Consider the following 18,578-nt stretch of genomic DNA (forward strand, 5'->3'; position numbering starts at 1 on the left):
TACTGTTTAATAACCTATTCATTATAAAGCTCTATTATGAAATTAAAGATTTTATTAAAAAATGCTATTTTATTATTAGTTTCATTGATTATTGTAAGTAGCATACTGGATTTTGTTCGTCGTCCTGTGGTGCCAGAGGAAATAAATAAAATCACGTTACAAGATCTTCAAGGGAATACGTTCTCTCTTGAAAGTCTTGATCAAAATAAAGCGACGTTGCTTTATTTTTGGGGAACTTGGTGTGGTTATTGTCGCTATACTTCGCCGGCAATTAATTCTTTAGCGAAAGAAGGGTATCAAGTTGTATCGGTGGCATTACGTTCAGGTAATGAGGCGGACGTAAATGATTATTTAAGTAAAAATGACTACCACTTCACTACGGTTAACGATCCTAAAGGGGAATTTGCAGGACGATGGCAAATTAATGTGACGCCTACAATTGTGCTATTGAGTAAAGGTAAAATGGATCTTGTTACGACAGGCCTCACGAGTTATTGGGGGTTAAAAGTGCGGTTGTTTTTCGCAGAGTTTTTTGGCTAAGCGGTAGAAAATCTATTACAATACGCAGACTTATTTTAAAGAGGACAGAATTATGATTATCGTAACAGGCGGCGCTGGTTTTATTGGTAGCAATATTGTCAAAGCATTAAATGATTTAGGGCGCAAAGATATTTTAGTGGTGGATAACTTAAAAGATGGCACAAAATTCGCAAATTTAGTTGATTTAGACATCGCAGATTATTGTGATAAAGAAGATTTCATTGCTTCTATTATTGCAGGCGATGAATTTGGTGATATTGATGCGGTATTCCACGAGGGGGCATGTTCTGCGACTACGGAATGGGATGGCAAATACATTATGCACAACAACTACGAATATTCTAAAGAGTTGTTACATTATTGCCTTGACCGCGAAATTCCTTTTTTCTATGCCTCAAGCGCAGCAACTTATGGTGATACCAAAGTATTCCGTGAAGAACGTGAATTCGAAGGCCCATTAAATGTGTATGGTTATTCTAAATTCTTGTTCGACCAATATGTGCGCAACATTTTGCCAGAAGCAAAATCGCCAGTATGTGGTTTCCGTTATTTCAATGTTTACGGGCCGCGTGAAAATCATAAAGGTTCTATGGCGAGTGTAGCATTCCACTTGAATAACCAAATCTTAAAAGGTGAAAATCCAAAATTATTTGCAGGCAGCGAGCACTTCCGCCGTGATTTTGTTTATGTGGGCGATGTGGCGGCAGTGAATATTTGGTGTTGGCAAAATGGTATTTCGGGTATTTACAACCTTGGTACAGGAAATGCAGAAAGTTTCCGTGCAGTGGCTGATGCAGTAGTGAAATTCCACGGAAAAGGCGAGATTGAAACCATTCCATTCCCAGAGCATTTGAAATCTCGCTATCAAGAATATACGCAAGCAGATTTAACTAAACTTCGTTCAACAGGCTACGATAAACCATTCAAAACAGTCGCGGAAGGCGTGACTGAATATATGGCGTGGTTGAATAGAAAATAAATTATTAATGTAGTAAATCCCCTATAGACTCTCGGTATAGGGGATTTTATTTAGTATAATTGTGATAAATGTTTTAAATAACGCTCGTAAGCACTTTGATAATTTTTCACCTGTGATAAGTTAGGATAAGTTTTGGAGTTTTCATCTAAGTGAATGAAGGTGTCGCATAAAAATTCAAGTTCTCCTTCTCCATTTGCCCACATAGCTTGAATTGCTCCTCCTAATGCAGCAGCTTCTTCTTCCTGCAAACATACCACTTCGGAATTCATCACATCAGCAACCATTTGCCGCCAAAATGAGCTTTTCGCGCCACCTCCAATTAGGCGAATTTGTGAGGTTTCGAGACCAGCTTGATGAAATAAATCTAAGCCATAGCGAAGCGTAAAAGTGGCACTTTCCATCATTGCTCGACAAAGATTTTCTCGTGTGAAATTACTTGAATCTAATCCTAAAATGCTTGCTTTTGTATTGGGTAAAGGTGGAACTCTTTCACCATTAAAGAATGGTAAAATAGTGATGCCATTCGCGCCGATAGGTGCTTGTTGAGCAAGTTGATTTAATTCTTCAATATCAATATTTAGCAAATTCATTAGCTGTTTATTTGAGGAGGTTATATTCATCACACAAACTAGTGGTAACCAGCCATTATTACTTGAACAAAAATTTGCGATCATTGGTGGTAAATTAAGTAATGGCTTTTGCGTATAAGCATACAAGGTACCAGAAGTACCGAGACTCATCGTAGCAATCCCTTCTCGAATATTTCCTGTACCAATTGCTCCCATCATATTATCGCCTCCACCCGTGGAGACGATGACATTATCATTAAAACCAAATAAAGTCGCAATTTCGGGTTTAATCACACCGATTTTTTGTTCGGCAGAAAGTAATTTAGGTAACACTTCATCCATATTTAATTCTGGCGCAAGATATTTGAAGACTTCTCTTTTCCATTCTCTTTTCACAACATCGAAATAACCACTACCGGAAGCATCACCAAATTCAGTGCAGAATTTTCCTGTTAGCCAATAATTTAGGTAATCGTGTGGCAGCATAATTTTGCGAATATTGGCAAATTTATCAGGATAATTTTGACGAAACCAACTCAGTTTTGAAGCCGTGTAACCAGTTTGGCAAATGATACCTAATTTTTCAAATGCGGCCGTTTGTCCGCCTAATTTTTCGATCAGTATATCATTTTCCGTAGCGGTTTCTGTATCACACCAAAGCTTAGCCTTATATAGAGGACGATCGTTTTTATCTAACATTACCAGTCCATGTTGTTGTCCTGAAATGCCTATTCCCTTCACTAAATTAGGTGAAAAGTGCGGTGAATTTTTTGCTTGTTTCAATGCAATTTGTAATGCTTGTTGTAATGCCTCAATCCACCAATTTGGTTGTTGTTCACGTCTTCCATTGGATTGTGTAATTAATTCATGTTTTGCGTAGCCAACTCCAATCACTTTTTTTTGGACAGAATCAAGCACTATCGCCTTTGTTCCTTGTGTGCCACAATCAATTCCTATATACATAATGTCTCCTAAAATAAAAAAGTGCGGTGGAATACAACCGCACTTTTGCTTCATTTTTAGCTATAAATAACTTGGTTTACCAAATTTTCCAAATATTCTTGCTGACCTGAAACTGGTTTTGGCGCTAAATCTTTTTGTTGGACAAGTTGCGCAAGTGTTTCAAGTGAAGTTTTACCTTGCAAAATATGCTGGCCAAGTTCACTATTCCAACCTGCATAGCGTTCATTAACAATTTTTTGTAAGGTTTCCTCTTGTAACATTTTTGCTGCACGTTTTAAGGATAATGCCAATACATCAATTGCACCGATATGAGCGTAAAATAAATCATAAGGATCAATACTTTGTCGGCGAATTTTCGCATCAAAATTAAAACCTCCAGTAGTAAAACCACCATGTTTTAAAATTTCATACATAACTAGCGTGTTTTCTTCAACACTATTTGGGAATTGGTCGGTATCCCAGCCTAATTGTGGATCGCCACGATTAGCGTCAATTGAGCCAAAAATATCTAATGCACAAGCTGTTGCAATTTCATGTTGAAAGGTATGGCCAGCAAGCGTCGCGTGGTTAGCTTCAATATTAACTTTAATTTCTTTTTCTAAACCAAATTGTTTTAGGAAACCATACACTGTTGCCACATCATAATCATATTGATGTTTAGTTGGTTCTTGCGGTTTTGGCTCAATTAATAATGTACCTTTAAACCCAATTTTATGCTTATGTTCTACCACCATTTGCATAAAACGACCAATTTGTTCACGTTCACGTTTCAAATCGGTATTCAATAAAGTTTCATATCCCTCACGTCCACCCCATAATACGTAATTTTCTCCACCTAAACGTTGAGTGGCATTCATCGCATTAAACACTTGTGTTGCAGCCCAAGCAAAAACCTCAGGATTAGGATTGGTTGCTGCACCAGACATATAACGAGGATTAGTAAAACAATTTGCAGTTCCCCATAAGAGTTTTACACCCGTTTCTACTTGTTTGCGTTCTAAAATATCAACAATATGATGAAAATTTTGTACATATTCCTGCACTGAATTACCTTCAGGTGCAATATCGATATCATGAAAACAATAATAAGGCACGCCTAACTTATTCAAAAACTCAAAAGCAATATCGGCTTTTTGTTCTGCGCCAGCAAGCAAATTTGGATTTTTCTGCCAACTTCGTTCCAAAGAACCTAGCCCAAACATATCATTCCCATTCCAACAAAAGGTATGCCAATAACACACAGCTAAGCGCAAATGTTCAGCCATAGTTTTACCTAAAATTACTTGATTAGCATCATAATGTTTGAAAGCAAAAGGATTTGTGGATTTTTCTCCCTCAAAGGAGATTTTTTCAATTTTATCGAAATAGGTTGTCATAACATTTTCCTCTCTAGGTGATGAAATTTTTCGTATTTTTGTGAAAAACTAGCTTTTCATCAATTATGTTATTTAATTTTTCTATGTTGATTATTTGCAACTGTGGAGTGGATCACAGTTGTGAAAAAACGTAATAATGGAGAAAGATTTTATAATTGAAAGCCTTTTTTAAAGTGTGAAAACTAACAACTGGAGCAATAACTAGTCCTTCACTTAACTATTGAGGTATCAATATGAAAATCAAATCAGCTTTACTTACCCTTGTTGGTGCATTAACTGTATTTAGTAGTTCTGCCCATTCCAAAGATCTTAAAATTGGTTTATCCATTGATGATTTACGTTTAGAAAGATGGCAAAAAGATCGAGATATTTTCGTAAACAAAGCAGAATCAATGGGTGCAAAAGTATTTGTCCAATCTGCGAATGGTGATGATTCAGCACAAATTTCTCAAATCGAAAATATGATCAATAAAAATATTGATGTATTAGTAATTATTCCTCATAACGGTGAAGTATTAAGTAACGTTATTTCTGAAGCTAAAAAGGAAGGAATAAAAGTATTAGCGTATGACCGTTTAATCAATAATGCAGATTTAGATTTTTATGTTTCCTTTGATAATGAAAAAGTAGGTGAACTACAAGCTAAAAGTATTGTGGCTGTAAAACCAGAAGGTAATTATTTTTTAATGGGGGGATCTCCTGTAGATAATAATGCGAAATTATTTAGAAAAGGGCAAATGAAAGTATTAGATCCTTTAATTGCCAGTGGGAAAATTAAGGTTGTAGGAGATCAATGGGTTGATTCTTGGTTAGCTGAAAAAGCGTTACAAATTATGGAAAACGCATTAACAGCTAATAAAAATAATGTGGATGCTGTTGTTGCATCTAACGATGCTACTGCTGGAGGTGCGATTCAGGCCCTTAGCGCACAAGGCTTATCTGGGAAAGTCGCAATTTCTGGGCAAGATGCAGATTTAGCTGCAATTAAACGTATTGTCAATGGCTCGCAAACTATGACTGTTTATAAACCAATTACGAAACTTGCAAATAAAGCGGCAGAAATTGCGGTTGAATTAGGTAAGAATGAAAAAGTAGAAGCTAATGCAGAACTGAATAATGGCTTAAAAAATGTTCCTGCGTATTTACTTGATCCTATCGCTGTTGATAAACGTAATATTAATGAAACTGTAATTAAAGATGGTTTTCATACTAAGGAAAGCATTTATCACTAACTTTAAGAGGGAAGAGATAACTCTTCCCTTACCTCTTAGGGAGTTACGATATGGCATTGTTGGAAATGAAACATATCACAAAAAAATTTGGTGATGTGACCGCACTTCATAATATATCTATTGAATTAGAAGCGGGGGAAATTTTATCTTTATGTGGTGAAAATGGATCTGGAAAATCTACATTAATGAAAATACTTTGCGGTATTTATCCTTGTGGAGATTACAGCGGTGATATTTACTTTTCAGAAAGTGAACTAAAAGCAAGGAATATTAGAGATACTGAAGAAAAAGGCATTTCAATTATTCATCAAGAACTTACTCTCGTAAAGAATATGTCTGTATTGGAGAATATTTTTTTGGGTAACGAAATAACTCATAAAGGTTTGACAGCAGATAATGAAATGTACTTACGTTGCAAAAATTTATTACAGCAGGTGCAATTAGATGTCGATCCCAATACACGAGTAGGAGAATTAGGTTTAGGGCAACAGCAATTAGTTGAAATAGCTAAGGCTTTGAATAAACAAGTAAGACTTCTTATCTTAGATGAACCAACGGCTTCACTTACCGAAAAAGAAACGGAAATTTTGTTAAATCTTATTAAGGATCTTAAAGCACACAATATCGCTTGTATCTATATTTCCCATAAACTCAATGAAGTTAAGGCGATCTCTGACAAAATTTGCGTCATTCGTGATGGTGAACATGTTGGTACGAAAGACGCTTCAACAATGACACAAGATGACATTATCACCATGATGGTAGGTCGGGAAATTACCTCACTTTATCCACATGAACCTCATGAAATCAAAGATGAAATTTTACGAGTAGAAAATCTCTCTGCTTGGCATCCAATCAATACACATATTAAGCGTGTTGATAACGTAAGTTTTGGTCTTCATGAGGGGGAAATTTTAGGTGTTGCAGGTTTAGTTGGTTCAGGTCGTACAGACATGGTGCAATGCTTATTTGGGTCTTATGAAGGTAAGTTTGAAGGAAATATTTTTATCAATCAAAAACAAGTAAATATCAAAAATTGTGCCCAAGCGATTGAACATAAAATTGTGATGGTTCCTGAAGATCGGAAGAAACACGGCATTGTTTCTATTATGGGAGTTGGCAAAAACATTACGCTTTCTTCTTTGAAATCTTATTGTTTCGGAAAAATGGTAGTTAATGAAGCAAAAGAAGAGCAAATAATTGGCTCAGCCATCAAACGACTAAAGGTAAAAACTTTTTCACCAGATTTGCCAATAGGACGACTTAGTGGCGGTAATCAACAGAAAGCGATCCTAGCCAAATGTTTATTGTTAAATCCTAAAATACTGATTTTAGATGAACCAACAAGAGGAATTGATGTTGGTGCGAAATATGAAATTTATAAGTTAATTAACCAATTAGCACAAGAGGGGATTGCTATTATTGTCATTTCATCAGAACTACCAGAAGTTTTAGGCATTAGTGATAGAGTTCTTGTTATGCACCAAGGTAAACTTAAAGCTAGTCTTATCAATACTGCTCTTACTCAAGAACAAGTTATGGAAACAGCACTTAAGGAGTAATCTATGTTTAAGTTAAAATCCGTAAATTTACAAGTTTACATTATGTTAATAGCTATTGCAGTCATTATGGCATTCTTTAGTGTTGCTACTGATGGCGCTTATTTAAGTGCAAGAAATATTTCTAACTTGTTACGCCAAACTTCAATTACTGGCATTCTTGCAATTGGAATGGTTTTTGTCATTATTTCTGCTGAAATTGACTTATCTGTTGGTTCACTTATGGGCCTACTGGGCGGATTTGCAGCTATTGCCGATGTTTGGTGGGGCTTCCCATTACCTGTAACTATTATTGCAACAATTGCTCTTGGTTTAATTTTTGGTATTTGGAATGGTTGGTGGGTGGCTTATCGTAAAGTGCCATCCTTCATTGTTACACTTGCAGGTTATCTCGCATTCCGTGGAATTTTGATTGGTTTGACTAATGGCACAACTGTATCTCCTATTAGTGGAACTATGACAGTTATTGGGCAAGGTTATTTATCAGATATTGCAGGGGTTATCTTAGGTGGTATTGCAGTTATTGGATTTGTTCTTTGGGGAAATTATCAACGTAGAAGTCGCCAGCAGCTTCAGCTGGAAGTGTCTGCATTATCAAAAGATTTTACGAAATATGCTTTGTTTGCAGTAATTGTATTAGGAGCAATTTATTTACTTAATGATTATCGTGGCATTCCATTTCCTGTTTTAGTACTGTCAGTTCTTGCAATCTTAGGGTTATTCCTCTCTCGTAAAACTTCATTCGGTCGCCACGTTTATGCGATTGGAGGCAATATTGATGCGGCAAAATTATCTGGTATCAATGTAGAGAAAACAAAACTGATTATATTTGCAATGAATGGTGTGTTAGTTGCAATAGCAGGGTTGATTTTAAGTGCTCGTTTAGGTGCAGGTTCACCATCTGCTGGGCAAAATGCAGAACTAGATGCGATTGCAGCTTGTGTCATTGGAGGGGCAAGCTTAGCTGGTGGTGTAGGAAGTGTGTTTGGGGTCGTTATTGGCGCACTTATCATCGCATCGCTTGATAATGGTATGAGTATGCTTGATGTGCCAACTTTTTGGCAATATATTGTCAAAGGTGGCATTTTGTTACTTGCTGTATGGATAGATACTAGTAATAAGAAAAAGATGTAATTATTAATTTAAAACCGTCATTTATAAAATGGCGGTTTTTTAATTTTATAGAAATGGTTACCTAACATACTGCTTTCTAGATGATGAAATTTTTCATCTTTTTATGAAAAAAAACAAGTTCTTATCCGTTACATTATTTAATTTTTTATAGTGATTATTTACAATTGTGGACTAGATCACAGTTGTGAAAAAACGTAATAGATAAAGTAGTTTTAGTAATTTTAATTCTTTCCTTCTTTGACTAAAGTAAATTTGCCTTATACATCAGGAGGAATAATGAATAATTTTTATAATTTTGATGTGATTATTGATCGCCTAAATACATTTAGTGCTAAATGGAATGTAGATAATGATATTATTCCAATGTCTGTCGCGGATATGGATATTCCAGCACCTCAATTGATGATAGATGAATTAGAAAAATTTAATCGTTTAGGAATTTATGGTTATACTGAATTACCAGCCGACTATCACAAGATAATCAGTGATTATATTTTTGAACAATATCATTATTCTGTTCTCTCTGAAAAAATTGTATTTTGCCCAAGAATAATTCAAGCTATATCTATTTATATACGAGCATTTACAAAAGAAATTGATGGAATATGTATTCTATCACCTTCATATAGTCCAATATTAAACACGATAAAATTAAATGACAGAAAATTATATCAATGTCCTTTGGTTTATGAAAATAGAAAGTATCATATTGATTTTCATTTATTAGAGGAATGTTTTGAACATTCTAAAGTATTTGTTTTAATTTCTCCTCATAATCCAACTGGAACGATTTGGAACAAAGAAGTCCTTATTGAAATTATAAACTTAGCTAAAAAACATAATGTATTTATCATTTCTGATGATGTCCATGCAGACTTTACATTAACAAATAATTCCCACTATCTAATATCATCATTAGATGAATGGGTAGCAAATCATTCAATGATCTGTTTATCCCCAGCAAAAACTTTTAATATTCCTGGATTGGAAATAGCTAACCTAATTATTGAGAATAAAGAAATTCGAGAAAAATTTATAAAAGAAATGATGGCATTAGGTATACATAATCCAAATTATTTCTCTATACCAGCCATCATTTCGTTGTATAAATATTGTACTGATTGGGTAATCTATCTAAAAGAATACATAAAGAATAATAAGAAGATAGTAAAAGAATTTTTCAATGAGTATATTCCATTATTAGATATTACTGAAAGTGATGGAACTTATTTACTTTGGATAAACTATAAAAAGCTAAGTATAAATGAAAATGAATTAGCTTATTGGATTAATAATTTATCAAGAGTAAAAGTATCTTTGGGGAGTGAATTTGGAAAAGAGGGAGACGGTTTCTTTCGTATGAATGTCGCTATGCCTAGAGAAAAATTATTAGAAGCATTGAATCGAATCAAAAATGGGTTTTGTTTATTAAACAATAGGGAGATTTAATATGAAAACCACTCATCGCACAAGAATGCCAACAACATTAGAAGCTTTTTCACCAATCATAGTGATGCTATTACTGTTAGGGCTTGGGTATGCTTTATTTGATTTGCCAGCAGAGCCATTAATGATTATTTCAACGGTATTTGCTGGTTTTTTAGTTATTAAATTAGGTCATTGCTATTTAGATATTTTAGACGCCATTTCAGAAAAAATAGCTAAAACAATGCCTGCGCTATTAATTTTAATTACTGTAGGATTATTAATTGGAACTTGGATTAGTGGAGGAACAATTCCTATGATGATCTACTACGGACTAAAAGCGATATCACCAGAATATCTTTATGTGACAGCCTTATTCCTTACTGCTATTGTTTCCATTTGTACTGGAACCTCTTGGGGGTCTGCAGGGACTGTTGGTGTGGCATTTATGGGAGTTGCGATTGGATTAGACGCCAATTTGGCTGCTACGGCAGGTGCTGTGGTCGCTGGTGCGTATTTTGGAGATAAATTATCGCCACTATCTGATACAACCAATATTGCATCCGCAGCTGCTGGCGTAGATTTATATGAGCATATCGCTCACTTACTTTATACAACATTACCATCTTTTATTCTTTCGGCTACTGTCTATGTGGTATATGGTTTAAACTACGATTTTTCTAATGTGGCGACTCCAGAAAAAGTAAATACAATGATTCATGAGCTAGAGCAAGTTTATCATTTTAACTTTCTATTACTTATTCCAGTCGCTATTGTATTATGGGGCTCTATTACTAAGAAACCGACTATTCCAGTGATGTTATTATCAGCATTTATCGCAATTATTAATGCTATCTTAATTCAAAAATTCTCTCTATCTGATGTGATTAATAGCGCAGTTAATGGATTTGATACCTCAATGATTCACCATACTTCAGTTAGCTCTGATTTAAGTCGTTTGTTGAATCGTGGTGGAATGAATTCAATGATGGGAACACTATTAATTTGTTTCTGTGCATTATCATTTGCTGGTGTATTACAATTGAGCGGTGCATTAACTGTAATTATTCAAAAATTACTCACCTTTGTTCATTCAACTCTTTCTTTGATTATTACAACGATTCTTTGCGGTCTAACAATGATTGGGGTTACTTGTAATGGGCAAATTTCTATTCTAATTCCAGGAGAAATGCTTAAAGATGCGTATGTAGAAAAAGGATTACATCCAAAAAATCTAAGTCGAACAGCAGAAGACTCCGCAACAATTATTGAACCTATTTTGCCATGGACTGCCGCAGGTGCATATATGGCAGGCACATTAGGTGTTGCAACATTGTCTTATTTACCTTGGGCAATTTTATGTTGGAGCGGTATTATCTTTGCTATTATTTATGGTGCAAGTGGAATAGGTATTGCGAAGCTAAAAAAATAAATGTGGTATTGGATATAAAAATGGCCAGTTATTCTGGCTATTTTTATCTTGAAGCTAAATATCTTTTCTATTATAACTTAAACAGAGGTTTCCCATAGATAAGGATATAAAATGACGGAACAATACTACAAAATTGCCCTCTTATTTAATGCAAACAAGGTGTATGATCGGCAGGTGGTGGAGGGTATTGGACAATATATTCAGGCATCGCAATGTATGTGGGATATTTTTGTAGAGGATGAATTTATCTATCATACTGATACCATTAATCAACTTTCTATTGATGGCATTATTGCAGACTTTGATGATCCAAAAACTGTTGAATTATTGCAACACACTCTTATTCCTACTATAGCAGTTGGTGGATCTTATAAACAAGCTGATTTTTATCCGCACTTTCCTTATGTAGCAACAGATAATATGGCATTGGTTGAAATGGCTTTATCTCATTTACAGGAGAAAGGACTGTCACAGTTTGCATTTTATGGTTTGCAAGTAAATACTCATAAGCATTGGTCTATAGAACGAAGAGATGCTTTTGTAGAGTTGATGGAGAAAAATCATTACCCTATTTACCTATATGAGGGTGTGCAGGTTCATGCTCAAAATTGGTTGGAAGAGCAACAAAAGCTAATTGTCTGGTTAAAATCTCTTCCTTCTCATACTGGTATTATTGCTGTTACGGATGCGCGTGCTCGTCATTTATTGCAGGCTTGTGAGTACAGTAAAATTGCTGTACCTGAAGAGCTTTGTGTGATTGGTATTGATAATGAAGAATTGATCCAATATTTATCGCGAGTATCTCTTTCTTCTGTAGAGCAAGGAGCAAGAGAAATTGGATATCAAGCAGCAAAGTTATTACATAAATTACTTAATGGACAAAAAGCTCCTAGCACACCTATTTTAATTCCGCCAATTACAGTTCATACACGAAATTCTACTGATTATCGTTCCTTGAGCGATCCTCTTGTTATACAAGCTATGCATTATATTCGTCACCGGGCATGCCATGGCATTAAAGTAGAACAGGTTTTGGACCATTTGGAAATATCGCGCTCTAATCTTGAACAACGTTTTAAAAACGAAATGGATAGAACAATACACCAAGTTATTCATGAAGAAAAAATCGCTAGAGCTAAAAATTTATTAGAACAAACTGATATTTCTATTCAAGAAATTGCAGATATTTGTGGTTATCCTTCTGTTCAATATTTTTATTCTGTGTTTAAGAAAGAATTCGAAATGACTCCTAAAGAGTTTCGACTAAATTGTTAAAGGAGCATATTTTTATTCAACTCTATGCCATAATAACAAGTATTTTTGACCGCACTTTTATCTGAAAGACAGAAAATGAATATTCTAATTATTGGCCCATCTTGGGTTGGCGATATGATGATGTCGCACAGTTTGTACCAGCAACTGAAAATTCAATATCCAAGCTGCAATATTGACGTGATGGCACCGAATTGGTGTAAGCCTTTGCTTGCGCGCATGCCAGAGGTGCGTAAGGCAATTGAAATGCCATTAGGGCACGGGGCCTTTGAATTGGGAACGCGTTATCGCTTAGGGAAATCTTTGCGTGAACAATATGATATGGCGATTATTTTGCCTAATTCATTGAAATCGGCGTTTATTCCTTTCTTCGCCAAAATTATCTATCGTCGTGGTTGGAAAGGCGAAAGCCGTTATATTTTATTGAATGATTTACGAGCCAATAAAAAAGATTATCCAATGATGGTGCAGCGTTATGTTGCATTGGCTTTTGAAAAAGATGCTGTACCAAAAGCTGATGATATTCCTGTCTTGAAACCCTATTTGACGGTTGAGCCAGCGCAACAAGCTGAAACCTTAAAAAAATTTGAAAAACAAACCGCACTTTTAGGCGAACGTCCAATTATTGGTTTTTGTCCTGGTGCAGAATTTGGCCCTGCAAAACGTTGGCCACATTATCATTATGCTAAATTGGCCGAAATGCTCATTGAAAAAGGCTATGCGGTAGAATTATTTGGTTCACCAAAAGATGTGGAAGCAGGAGAGCAAATTCGTAATGCATTACCAGCCGAGCTACAATCATTTTGTTTAAATTTAGCGGGGCAAACTAATCTGAATCAGGCGGTGGATTTAATTGCTCACTGCACGGCGATCGTGAGTAACGACAGTGGTTTAATGCACATTGCCGCTGCTACTGATCGTCTGTTAGTGGCGCTTTACGGCCCAACCAGCCCAACGTACACACCTCCACTATCCGATAAAGTAGAAATCATCCGTTTAATTGAAGGCGATTTGATTAAAGTGCGTAAAAGCACCGACAGCGCTGAAGGATATCATCAAAGTTTGATCGATATTACGCCGGAAAAAGTATTGGAAAAATTGACCGCACTTTTAAGTGCTAACAAAAAAGGAATATAAAATGGAAATTACATATCAACCTGTATTAGATAAAAGTTATTCTAAAGTAGCTAGGAAAGTAAGTCGTGATATTTATAAACATAATAAATTTCGTAAGATAATGCATATTGGTGATTTCCTATTGTATTTATTATTTCTGATTCCAAGCTGTTTTATTGCCTTTGTAATGATGGATTGGTCTGAATATTTTTATGATTATTATGAAAATATTTTGGCTTATTATGTGGGATATATATTACTTGTCATTTCTCTATTAGCATTTATATACGCAGTTTTAATTCGACCTTATTTAAATAATCGAGCAATTCAAAGCCAAGTACTTAATAGAATAGAGCAAGAAAAGAGAACCGTACGTATTCAAGATGATGGTTTATATTCTGAAATAGCGCTCTGCCAAACTTTATATAATTATCGGTACATTCATCATATCGAAAATCATTATGGTTACTTAATGATTCGAGTTGATACAGGCTTGTTTTTCTTAATTCCTCATTCAGCCTTTCAAGATGATGCTCATCGAGCAGCATTTGAAGCCGCTTTACGAGAAAAAATAAAAGCTTACCAAGCAGAGCCTTTAAGTAAATAGAAAAGGCGTAACTGGATATGTTAATGATATGAACCCTCTACGCATACATTTACAATTAATTGGAATGGTGATTTTATGGGGCGCCTCTTGGCCTTGGGGACGAGTGGTTGCCCAAGCCATGCCGACGTTTATTGCTTCAAGTTTGCGATTTTTTTTCGCCATTATTCCACTCATTATTTGGCTATATGCGACGAATCGTTTCAAATATGCTAAACAACTGCGATCTAATCAATGGGTGGGGTTATTGTTAACGGCTTTGCTTGGGATCTTTGGTTATTCGACTTTTTTTATTTGGGGTTTGAAATATGTTCCAGCAGGGCAAGGAACGATGGTCGTTGCCTCTAATCCTGTCTTTACGATGTTTTTTGCTATTTTATTATTTAAAGAAAAATGGAATCGCTGGGTTGTATTAGGGATGATTATTGCCATTAGCGGTTCTTTGTTAGCCATGACAAAAGGGAATCCAACTAACCTCTTACAAAATTTTGGATTCGGTCAAATGTTATTGCTTTGTGCTTTAGTTTGCTGGGTTGCTTATACTTTATTGGCTCGTAAAGTATTAATCGGAATTGATTCTCTCACCGCTACCACGATTTCTTCTACTTTTGGTTTTTTCATGCTGACGTTGGCAGCATTATGGACGGAAAGTGCGGAAGATTGGGCAACCGTATTTCAATTAAATGGATCGCAATGGTTTAGTTTACTTGGTCTTGCATTTGGTGCAACGGTATTGGCTTATGCATGGTATTTTGATGGTGTGAAACACTTAGGGGCAGGCAATGCCTCGGCTTACATTATTCTTGTGCCGATTTTAGGTATTTTATTTTCAGCCGTTTGGTTGAATGAACAAGTGGATTCCTCCTTAATTATTGGAGGCATTTTAGCCGTATCAGGGCTTGGAATTATGCACTGGGGAAGAAGGTTAATTAAATGAAAGTATGTGTGATTAAGACTTCCTCTATGGGCGATGTGATTCATACTTTGCCGGCATTGACTGATGCACAGCGTGCTATTCCTAATTTATCTATTGATTGGGTGGTGGAAGAGAATTTTGCCGAAATCCCACGTTGGCATTCTGCCGTGAATCAAATCATTCCAATTGCCTTAAGACGCTGGCGAAAATCACCTTTTTCAGCTCAAACAAAAAACGAATGGAAATCTTACCTCACTTTATTACAAGCCAATCAATATGATGCCGTGATTGATGCACAAGGGCTTTTTAAGAGCGCTTTTTTTGCGACACGCTTAGCCAATGGCGTCAAACATGGCTATGATCGCAAGAGTATCCGTGAGCCGATAGCTTCCTTGTTCTACGATAAAAAATACGCGATTTCTTATCAACAACATGCGGTGGAACGAATTCGTCAGCTTTTTGCTCAGAGTTTAGGTTATGAATTGCCCCAAGTTCAGGGCAATTATGGCATTGCTCGTCATTTTCTTCATCAAACTTCAGAAAAAAACTATGTGGTATTTATTCATTCTACAACTCGGGCAGATAAGCATTGGGAAGAATCAGAATGGCAAAAATTGATTGAAAAAATGACCGCACTTTCTGATTACGAAATTCGCTTGCCTTGGGGAAATGAACAAGAAAAAGCGCGAGCAGAGCGTTTGTCTCAAGTTCATTCTAAAGTGATTGTATTGCCAAAATTAACTTTAACGGAGCTTGCAAAACAGCTTGCAAATGCAAAGGCTGTTGTATCAGTGGATACAGGTTTGGCGCATTTAACAGCTGCTTTGGATAAGCCCAATATTACGCTTTATGGCGCAACGGATCCTAAATTGATTGGCTGTTATGGTAAAAATCAGCATTACTTATCGGCAAGTTCAATGAAAGAGATTTCAGCTGAACAAGTATCCTCAAAATTACTTCCTTTTATTTCATAAAAAATGCTCGCACTTGGCGAGCATTTTCATCCTTTATATTTTCTTAGTCTAAGGCTTTACCTTTTAATTCTGGGATTAAGAAAATTGTCGCTAACATATCAATTACGTAGATAATCGCAAGTAGGGCGATGGCCGTTTGGAAAGAGTAGGCGAGTACAACTGAGCCCACAACCACAGGTCCAAATCCCCCTACGGCACGACCAATATTGAAAAGTACGTTTTGTGCGGTTGCTCGAGCCTCTGTTGGGTAGGCTTCAGCCATTAATGCACCGTAACCGCCCATCATTCCGTTCACAAACATACCTAAAAATGCCCCAGCAAGAAGCATGATGTCAGGATCGGTAAGTTGTGAGTAAACCACGATACTTATCACTGCGCCTAATTGGAAAAGTAAGAAACTTGGTTTGCGTCCGATGCGGTCAGCGAGTTGTCCGAAAATCCAAATGCCAGCCATCATGCCACAGACGGTAACGGCGGTCCAGAGCCCAGATTTAGTTAAACTGAATCCAAGTTGTTTTGATAAGAAATTAGGTAGCCAAATCATAATGCCGTAATAACCGAAGTTTTGTACGGAGGTGAGTACGACGATACCAAGGCTAATTTTGCTCGTTGCTTTGTCTTTAATCAGAAGCTGAAATGAACGTAATTTATCAGTAAAGCTGGATTGCGTTGAAAGTGCGGTTTGTTTTTGAGTGAAAATTTCAGGTTCGTGCAGATGAGAACGTAAGAACCAAGCGACAAATGCAGGGAAGATACCCACTAAGAACATTCCACGCCAGCCAATATGCGGGAGCAATAATGGTGTAAGTAATGCAGCACCTAACACACCAGCTTGCCAACCCAATGCAACATAAGATGCTGCTTTCGCTCGGTGGCGTGCGGGCCATGCTTCTGCTGCTAGAGCCATCCCAATTCCAAATTCACCGCCTAAGCCAATGCCAGCAATTGTGCGATAAATCAGTAAATCCCAGTAACCTTGTGCAATCGCACATAAACCAGTAAACACCGCAAAGAGAAGAATGGTCCAAGTCAGTACGCGTACACGACCGTATTTATCGCTTAATGCGCCAAATAAAATACCGCCAAATACGGCACCAATAAGCGTCCATGTCACGAGAGAGCCACTCTGGGTGGGGGGTAGATTTAAGTCTGCGGAAATTGCGCTAAGCATGAAACCTAAAATGAGAAGATCGAAACCGTCCATTGCATAGCCGACGGAAGAGCCAATTAAGGCTTTCCAGCCATAACTGTTTACTTTGTTTGTCATGATGTGTCCTTTTGTTACTCGCGGGTAACATTTAAAGTGAAAAGAAAGGTGATTAAAAATCGGTGGCTAGTTTACTGCATTGATGAAAAAATTCAATGAACAGAATACGAAAAGAAGAATAAAAAATTGATTTTGAATAAGAAGGAAAATAAGGGAATAAAATTAGGATGGTGTGAGAAATGACGTTAGTTTCTAAATGAAAGATACAATGCGTGAACGATAAATTATCGGACACGCAAATATTTAAGATAAATTAAGCCTCTTCATCTAAAGTTTTATAAGCCAATAACCCTATACATGAAGCTATTATATCGCCACAATAACCTAGAACTTTCCAAAAGCTTGGTTCTAAAACAGATATAGCGTAAACGAATAATCCAACATAAACTACGGCCATAATTATCGCAATAACTCTAGTTGTCGCCATTTTATAAGTTGGAGCAACAAAGAAAGCCGCATAGACAAGAGCTGAACTCATCAGGGCATTCTTAATTAAACCATACCAATAAACATCGAAAGAACCTAAAGTGTAAGCATATCTGCTATACCCAATTGTTTCACCTTCATATCCACCAATAAAGAAGTTTGCAATTATGCCAGTTAGAATGTAAGCCAGAACACAAGCAAATGGCAATAGAATCCAGCGAATGATATTAATAAACATAATAACCTCTAATTCAAATATAAAATTCCATATAAGAACAACACCTTTCTTCTTGCTTGCTTGAATGAGTCATTGAACTCAAAATTATGTTTAAGATCATGATGAACATCATTAAAGTTCTTTTCTGTTCTGTTCTCGCCGTATATAAAGAGAGTAATAAGCCCAAGCATTGCAAATGAGATATCTTCTGCAAAAAACTCTTTTTCTTCATGTGATAATGTTTGAGTTGCCATTTGAAAGTCTTTGAATAATTCGTAATCCCTCAAAATTCTTTTTGAGGTAGGGAAGTTATCACCTTGCTGGCAAAGACTTTTTAAAACACCATAAGGATCTTCTGCGAAAATAATGAAAGCCTTTTCACTTGCAATGATATAGGTATCTGTTATTGCTCTACCTTTCTTATACATTTTGTAAACAATAAATCCAATAATCAGAATAATACCGACAATGTATTCCATAAATTAAGTTCCTTAGGTTATTGATATGATCTAATTAACTCTTAAATATGCGTAAAAAGCATATTTTTAAAAATTATATACTTAACAGGATATTCATT

At 36.1% G+C, this 18,578-nt stretch carries 17 protein-coding genes; 12 read left to right on the forward strand and 5 right to left on the reverse strand.

All coding sequences use genetic code 11. The features are described from left to right. The first annotated feature begins 36 nt into the window (after positions 1-36). Positions 37-540: a protein disulfide oxidoreductase gene (locus DV434_RS02970; RefSeq protein WP_118785266.1), complete on the forward strand. Its 504-nt coding sequence runs from the start codon at positions 37-39 to the stop codon at positions 538-540. 52 nt (positions 541-592) lie between these two features. Then, positions 593-1,519 (forward strand): ADP-glyceromanno-heptose 6-epimerase, encoded by a 927-nt coding sequence (rfaD, locus tag DV434_RS02975; RefSeq protein ID WP_005632797.1) that lies wholly within the window; start codon positions 593-595, stop codon positions 1,517-1,519. A gap of 50 nt (positions 1,520-1,569) precedes the next feature. On the opposite strand, the gene xylB is transcribed toward rfaD, so the two are convergent. Together xylB and xylA are read right to left on the reverse strand one after the other, a co-directional pair. Beyond that, complete coding sequence (xylB, locus tag DV434_RS02980; RefSeq protein ID WP_192881474.1) at positions 1,570-3,051, reverse strand: xylulokinase; 1,482 nt, start codon at positions 3,049-3,051, stop codon at positions 1,570-1,572. Positions 3,052-3,107: 56 nt separating this feature from the next. Beyond that, positions 3,108-4,427: a xylose isomerase gene (xylA, locus tag DV434_RS02985; protein WP_118785268.1), complete on the reverse strand. Its 1,320-nt coding sequence runs from the start codon at positions 4,425-4,427 to the stop codon at positions 3,108-3,110. A 233-nt stretch (positions 4,428-4,660) separates the two neighbouring features. Here xylA and xylF point away from each other — a divergent pair, with 233 nt between their 5' ends. The 10 genes from xylF to rfaC all read left to right on the forward strand — a co-directional run bounded on the left by xylF (position 4,661) and on the right by rfaC (position 16,091). Continuing rightward, positions 4,661-5,659 carry a D-xylose ABC transporter substrate-binding protein gene (gene xylF / locus DV434_RS02990; protein ID WP_118785269.1) on the forward strand — a complete coding sequence of 333 codons (999 nt, stop codon included), beginning with the start codon at positions 4,661-4,663 and terminating at the stop codon, positions 5,657-5,659. 50 nt (positions 5,660-5,709) lie between these two features. After that, positions 5,710-7,221, forward strand: a complete 1,512-nt coding sequence (gene xylG, locus DV434_RS02995; protein ID WP_114908298.1) for a D-xylose ABC transporter ATP-binding protein — start codon at positions 5,710-5,712, stop codon at positions 7,219-7,221. Positions 7,222-7,224: 3 nt separating this feature from the next. Continuing rightward, positions 7,225-8,352 (forward strand): sugar ABC transporter permease, encoded by a 1,128-nt coding sequence (locus tag DV434_RS03000; RefSeq protein ID WP_118785270.1) that lies wholly within the window; start codon positions 7,225-7,227, stop codon positions 8,350-8,352. A 276-nt stretch (positions 8,353-8,628) separates the two neighbouring features. Next, positions 8,629-9,801, forward strand: a complete 1,173-nt coding sequence (locus tag DV434_RS03005; RefSeq protein WP_114908296.1) for a MalY/PatB family protein — start codon at positions 8,629-8,631, stop codon at positions 9,799-9,801. Position 9,802: 1 nt separating this feature from the next. Next, a complete protein-coding gene (gene nhaC, locus DV434_RS03010) occupies positions 9,803-11,209 on the forward strand; it encodes a Na+/H+ antiporter NhaC (protein WP_012054497.1) in 1,407 nt (468 codons plus the stop codon). Positions 11,210-11,320: 111 nt separating this feature from the next. After that, on the forward strand, positions 11,321-12,484 hold the full coding sequence (locus tag DV434_RS03015) for a XylR family transcriptional regulator (protein WP_118785271.1): 1,164 nt from the start codon (positions 11,321-11,323) through the stop codon (positions 12,482-12,484). A 75-nt stretch (positions 12,485-12,559) separates the two neighbouring features. Next, a complete protein-coding gene (gene waaF / locus DV434_RS03020) occupies positions 12,560-13,618 on the forward strand; it encodes a lipopolysaccharide heptosyltransferase II (RefSeq protein WP_118785272.1) in 1,059 nt (352 codons plus the stop codon). Between the two features lies 1 nt (position 13,619). Continuing rightward, positions 13,620-14,204: a hypothetical protein gene (locus DV434_RS03025; protein ID WP_032825192.1), complete on the forward strand. Its 585-nt coding sequence runs from the start codon at positions 13,620-13,622 to the stop codon at positions 14,202-14,204. 28 nt (positions 14,205-14,232) lie between these two features. Continuing rightward, positions 14,233-15,138 (forward strand): DMT family transporter, encoded by a 906-nt coding sequence (locus DV434_RS03030; RefSeq protein ID WP_118785273.1) that lies wholly within the window; start codon positions 14,233-14,235, stop codon positions 15,136-15,138. Then, on the forward strand, positions 15,135-16,091 hold the full coding sequence (gene rfaC, locus DV434_RS03035; RefSeq protein WP_118785274.1) for a lipopolysaccharide heptosyltransferase RfaC: 957 nt from the start codon (positions 15,135-15,137) through the stop codon (positions 16,089-16,091). The genes DV434_RS03030 and rfaC overlap by 4 nt, the downstream gene beginning before the upstream one ends. A gap of 43 nt (positions 16,092-16,134) precedes the next feature. Here the strand turns inward: rfaC and DV434_RS03040 are convergent, their stop codons facing one another. The 3 genes from DV434_RS03040 to DV434_RS03050 all read right to left on the reverse strand — a co-directional run bounded on the left by DV434_RS03040 (position 16,135) and on the right by DV434_RS03050 (position 18,480). Then, positions 16,135-17,358: an MFS transporter gene (locus tag DV434_RS03040; RefSeq protein WP_118785275.1), complete on the reverse strand. Its 1,224-nt coding sequence runs from the start codon at positions 17,356-17,358 to the stop codon at positions 16,135-16,137. Between the two features lie 253 nt (positions 17,359-17,611). Further along, complete coding sequence (locus DV434_RS03045; protein ID WP_118785276.1) at positions 17,612-18,022, reverse strand: hypothetical protein; 411 nt, start codon at positions 18,020-18,022, stop codon at positions 17,612-17,614. An 8-nt stretch (positions 18,023-18,030) separates the two neighbouring features. Further along, the gene (locus tag DV434_RS03050) at positions 18,031-18,480 is read right to left on the reverse strand and encodes a hypothetical protein (RefSeq protein WP_118785277.1); all 450 of its coding nucleotides are present in this window, start codon (positions 18,478-18,480) and stop codon (positions 18,031-18,033) included. Positions 18,481-18,578 lie beyond the last annotated feature (98 nt).

The sequence above is a fragment of the Haemophilus haemolyticus genome (assembly GCF_003493685.1).
GTDB lineage: Bacteria > Pseudomonadota > Gammaproteobacteria > Enterobacterales > Pasteurellaceae > Haemophilus > Haemophilus haemolyticus_O.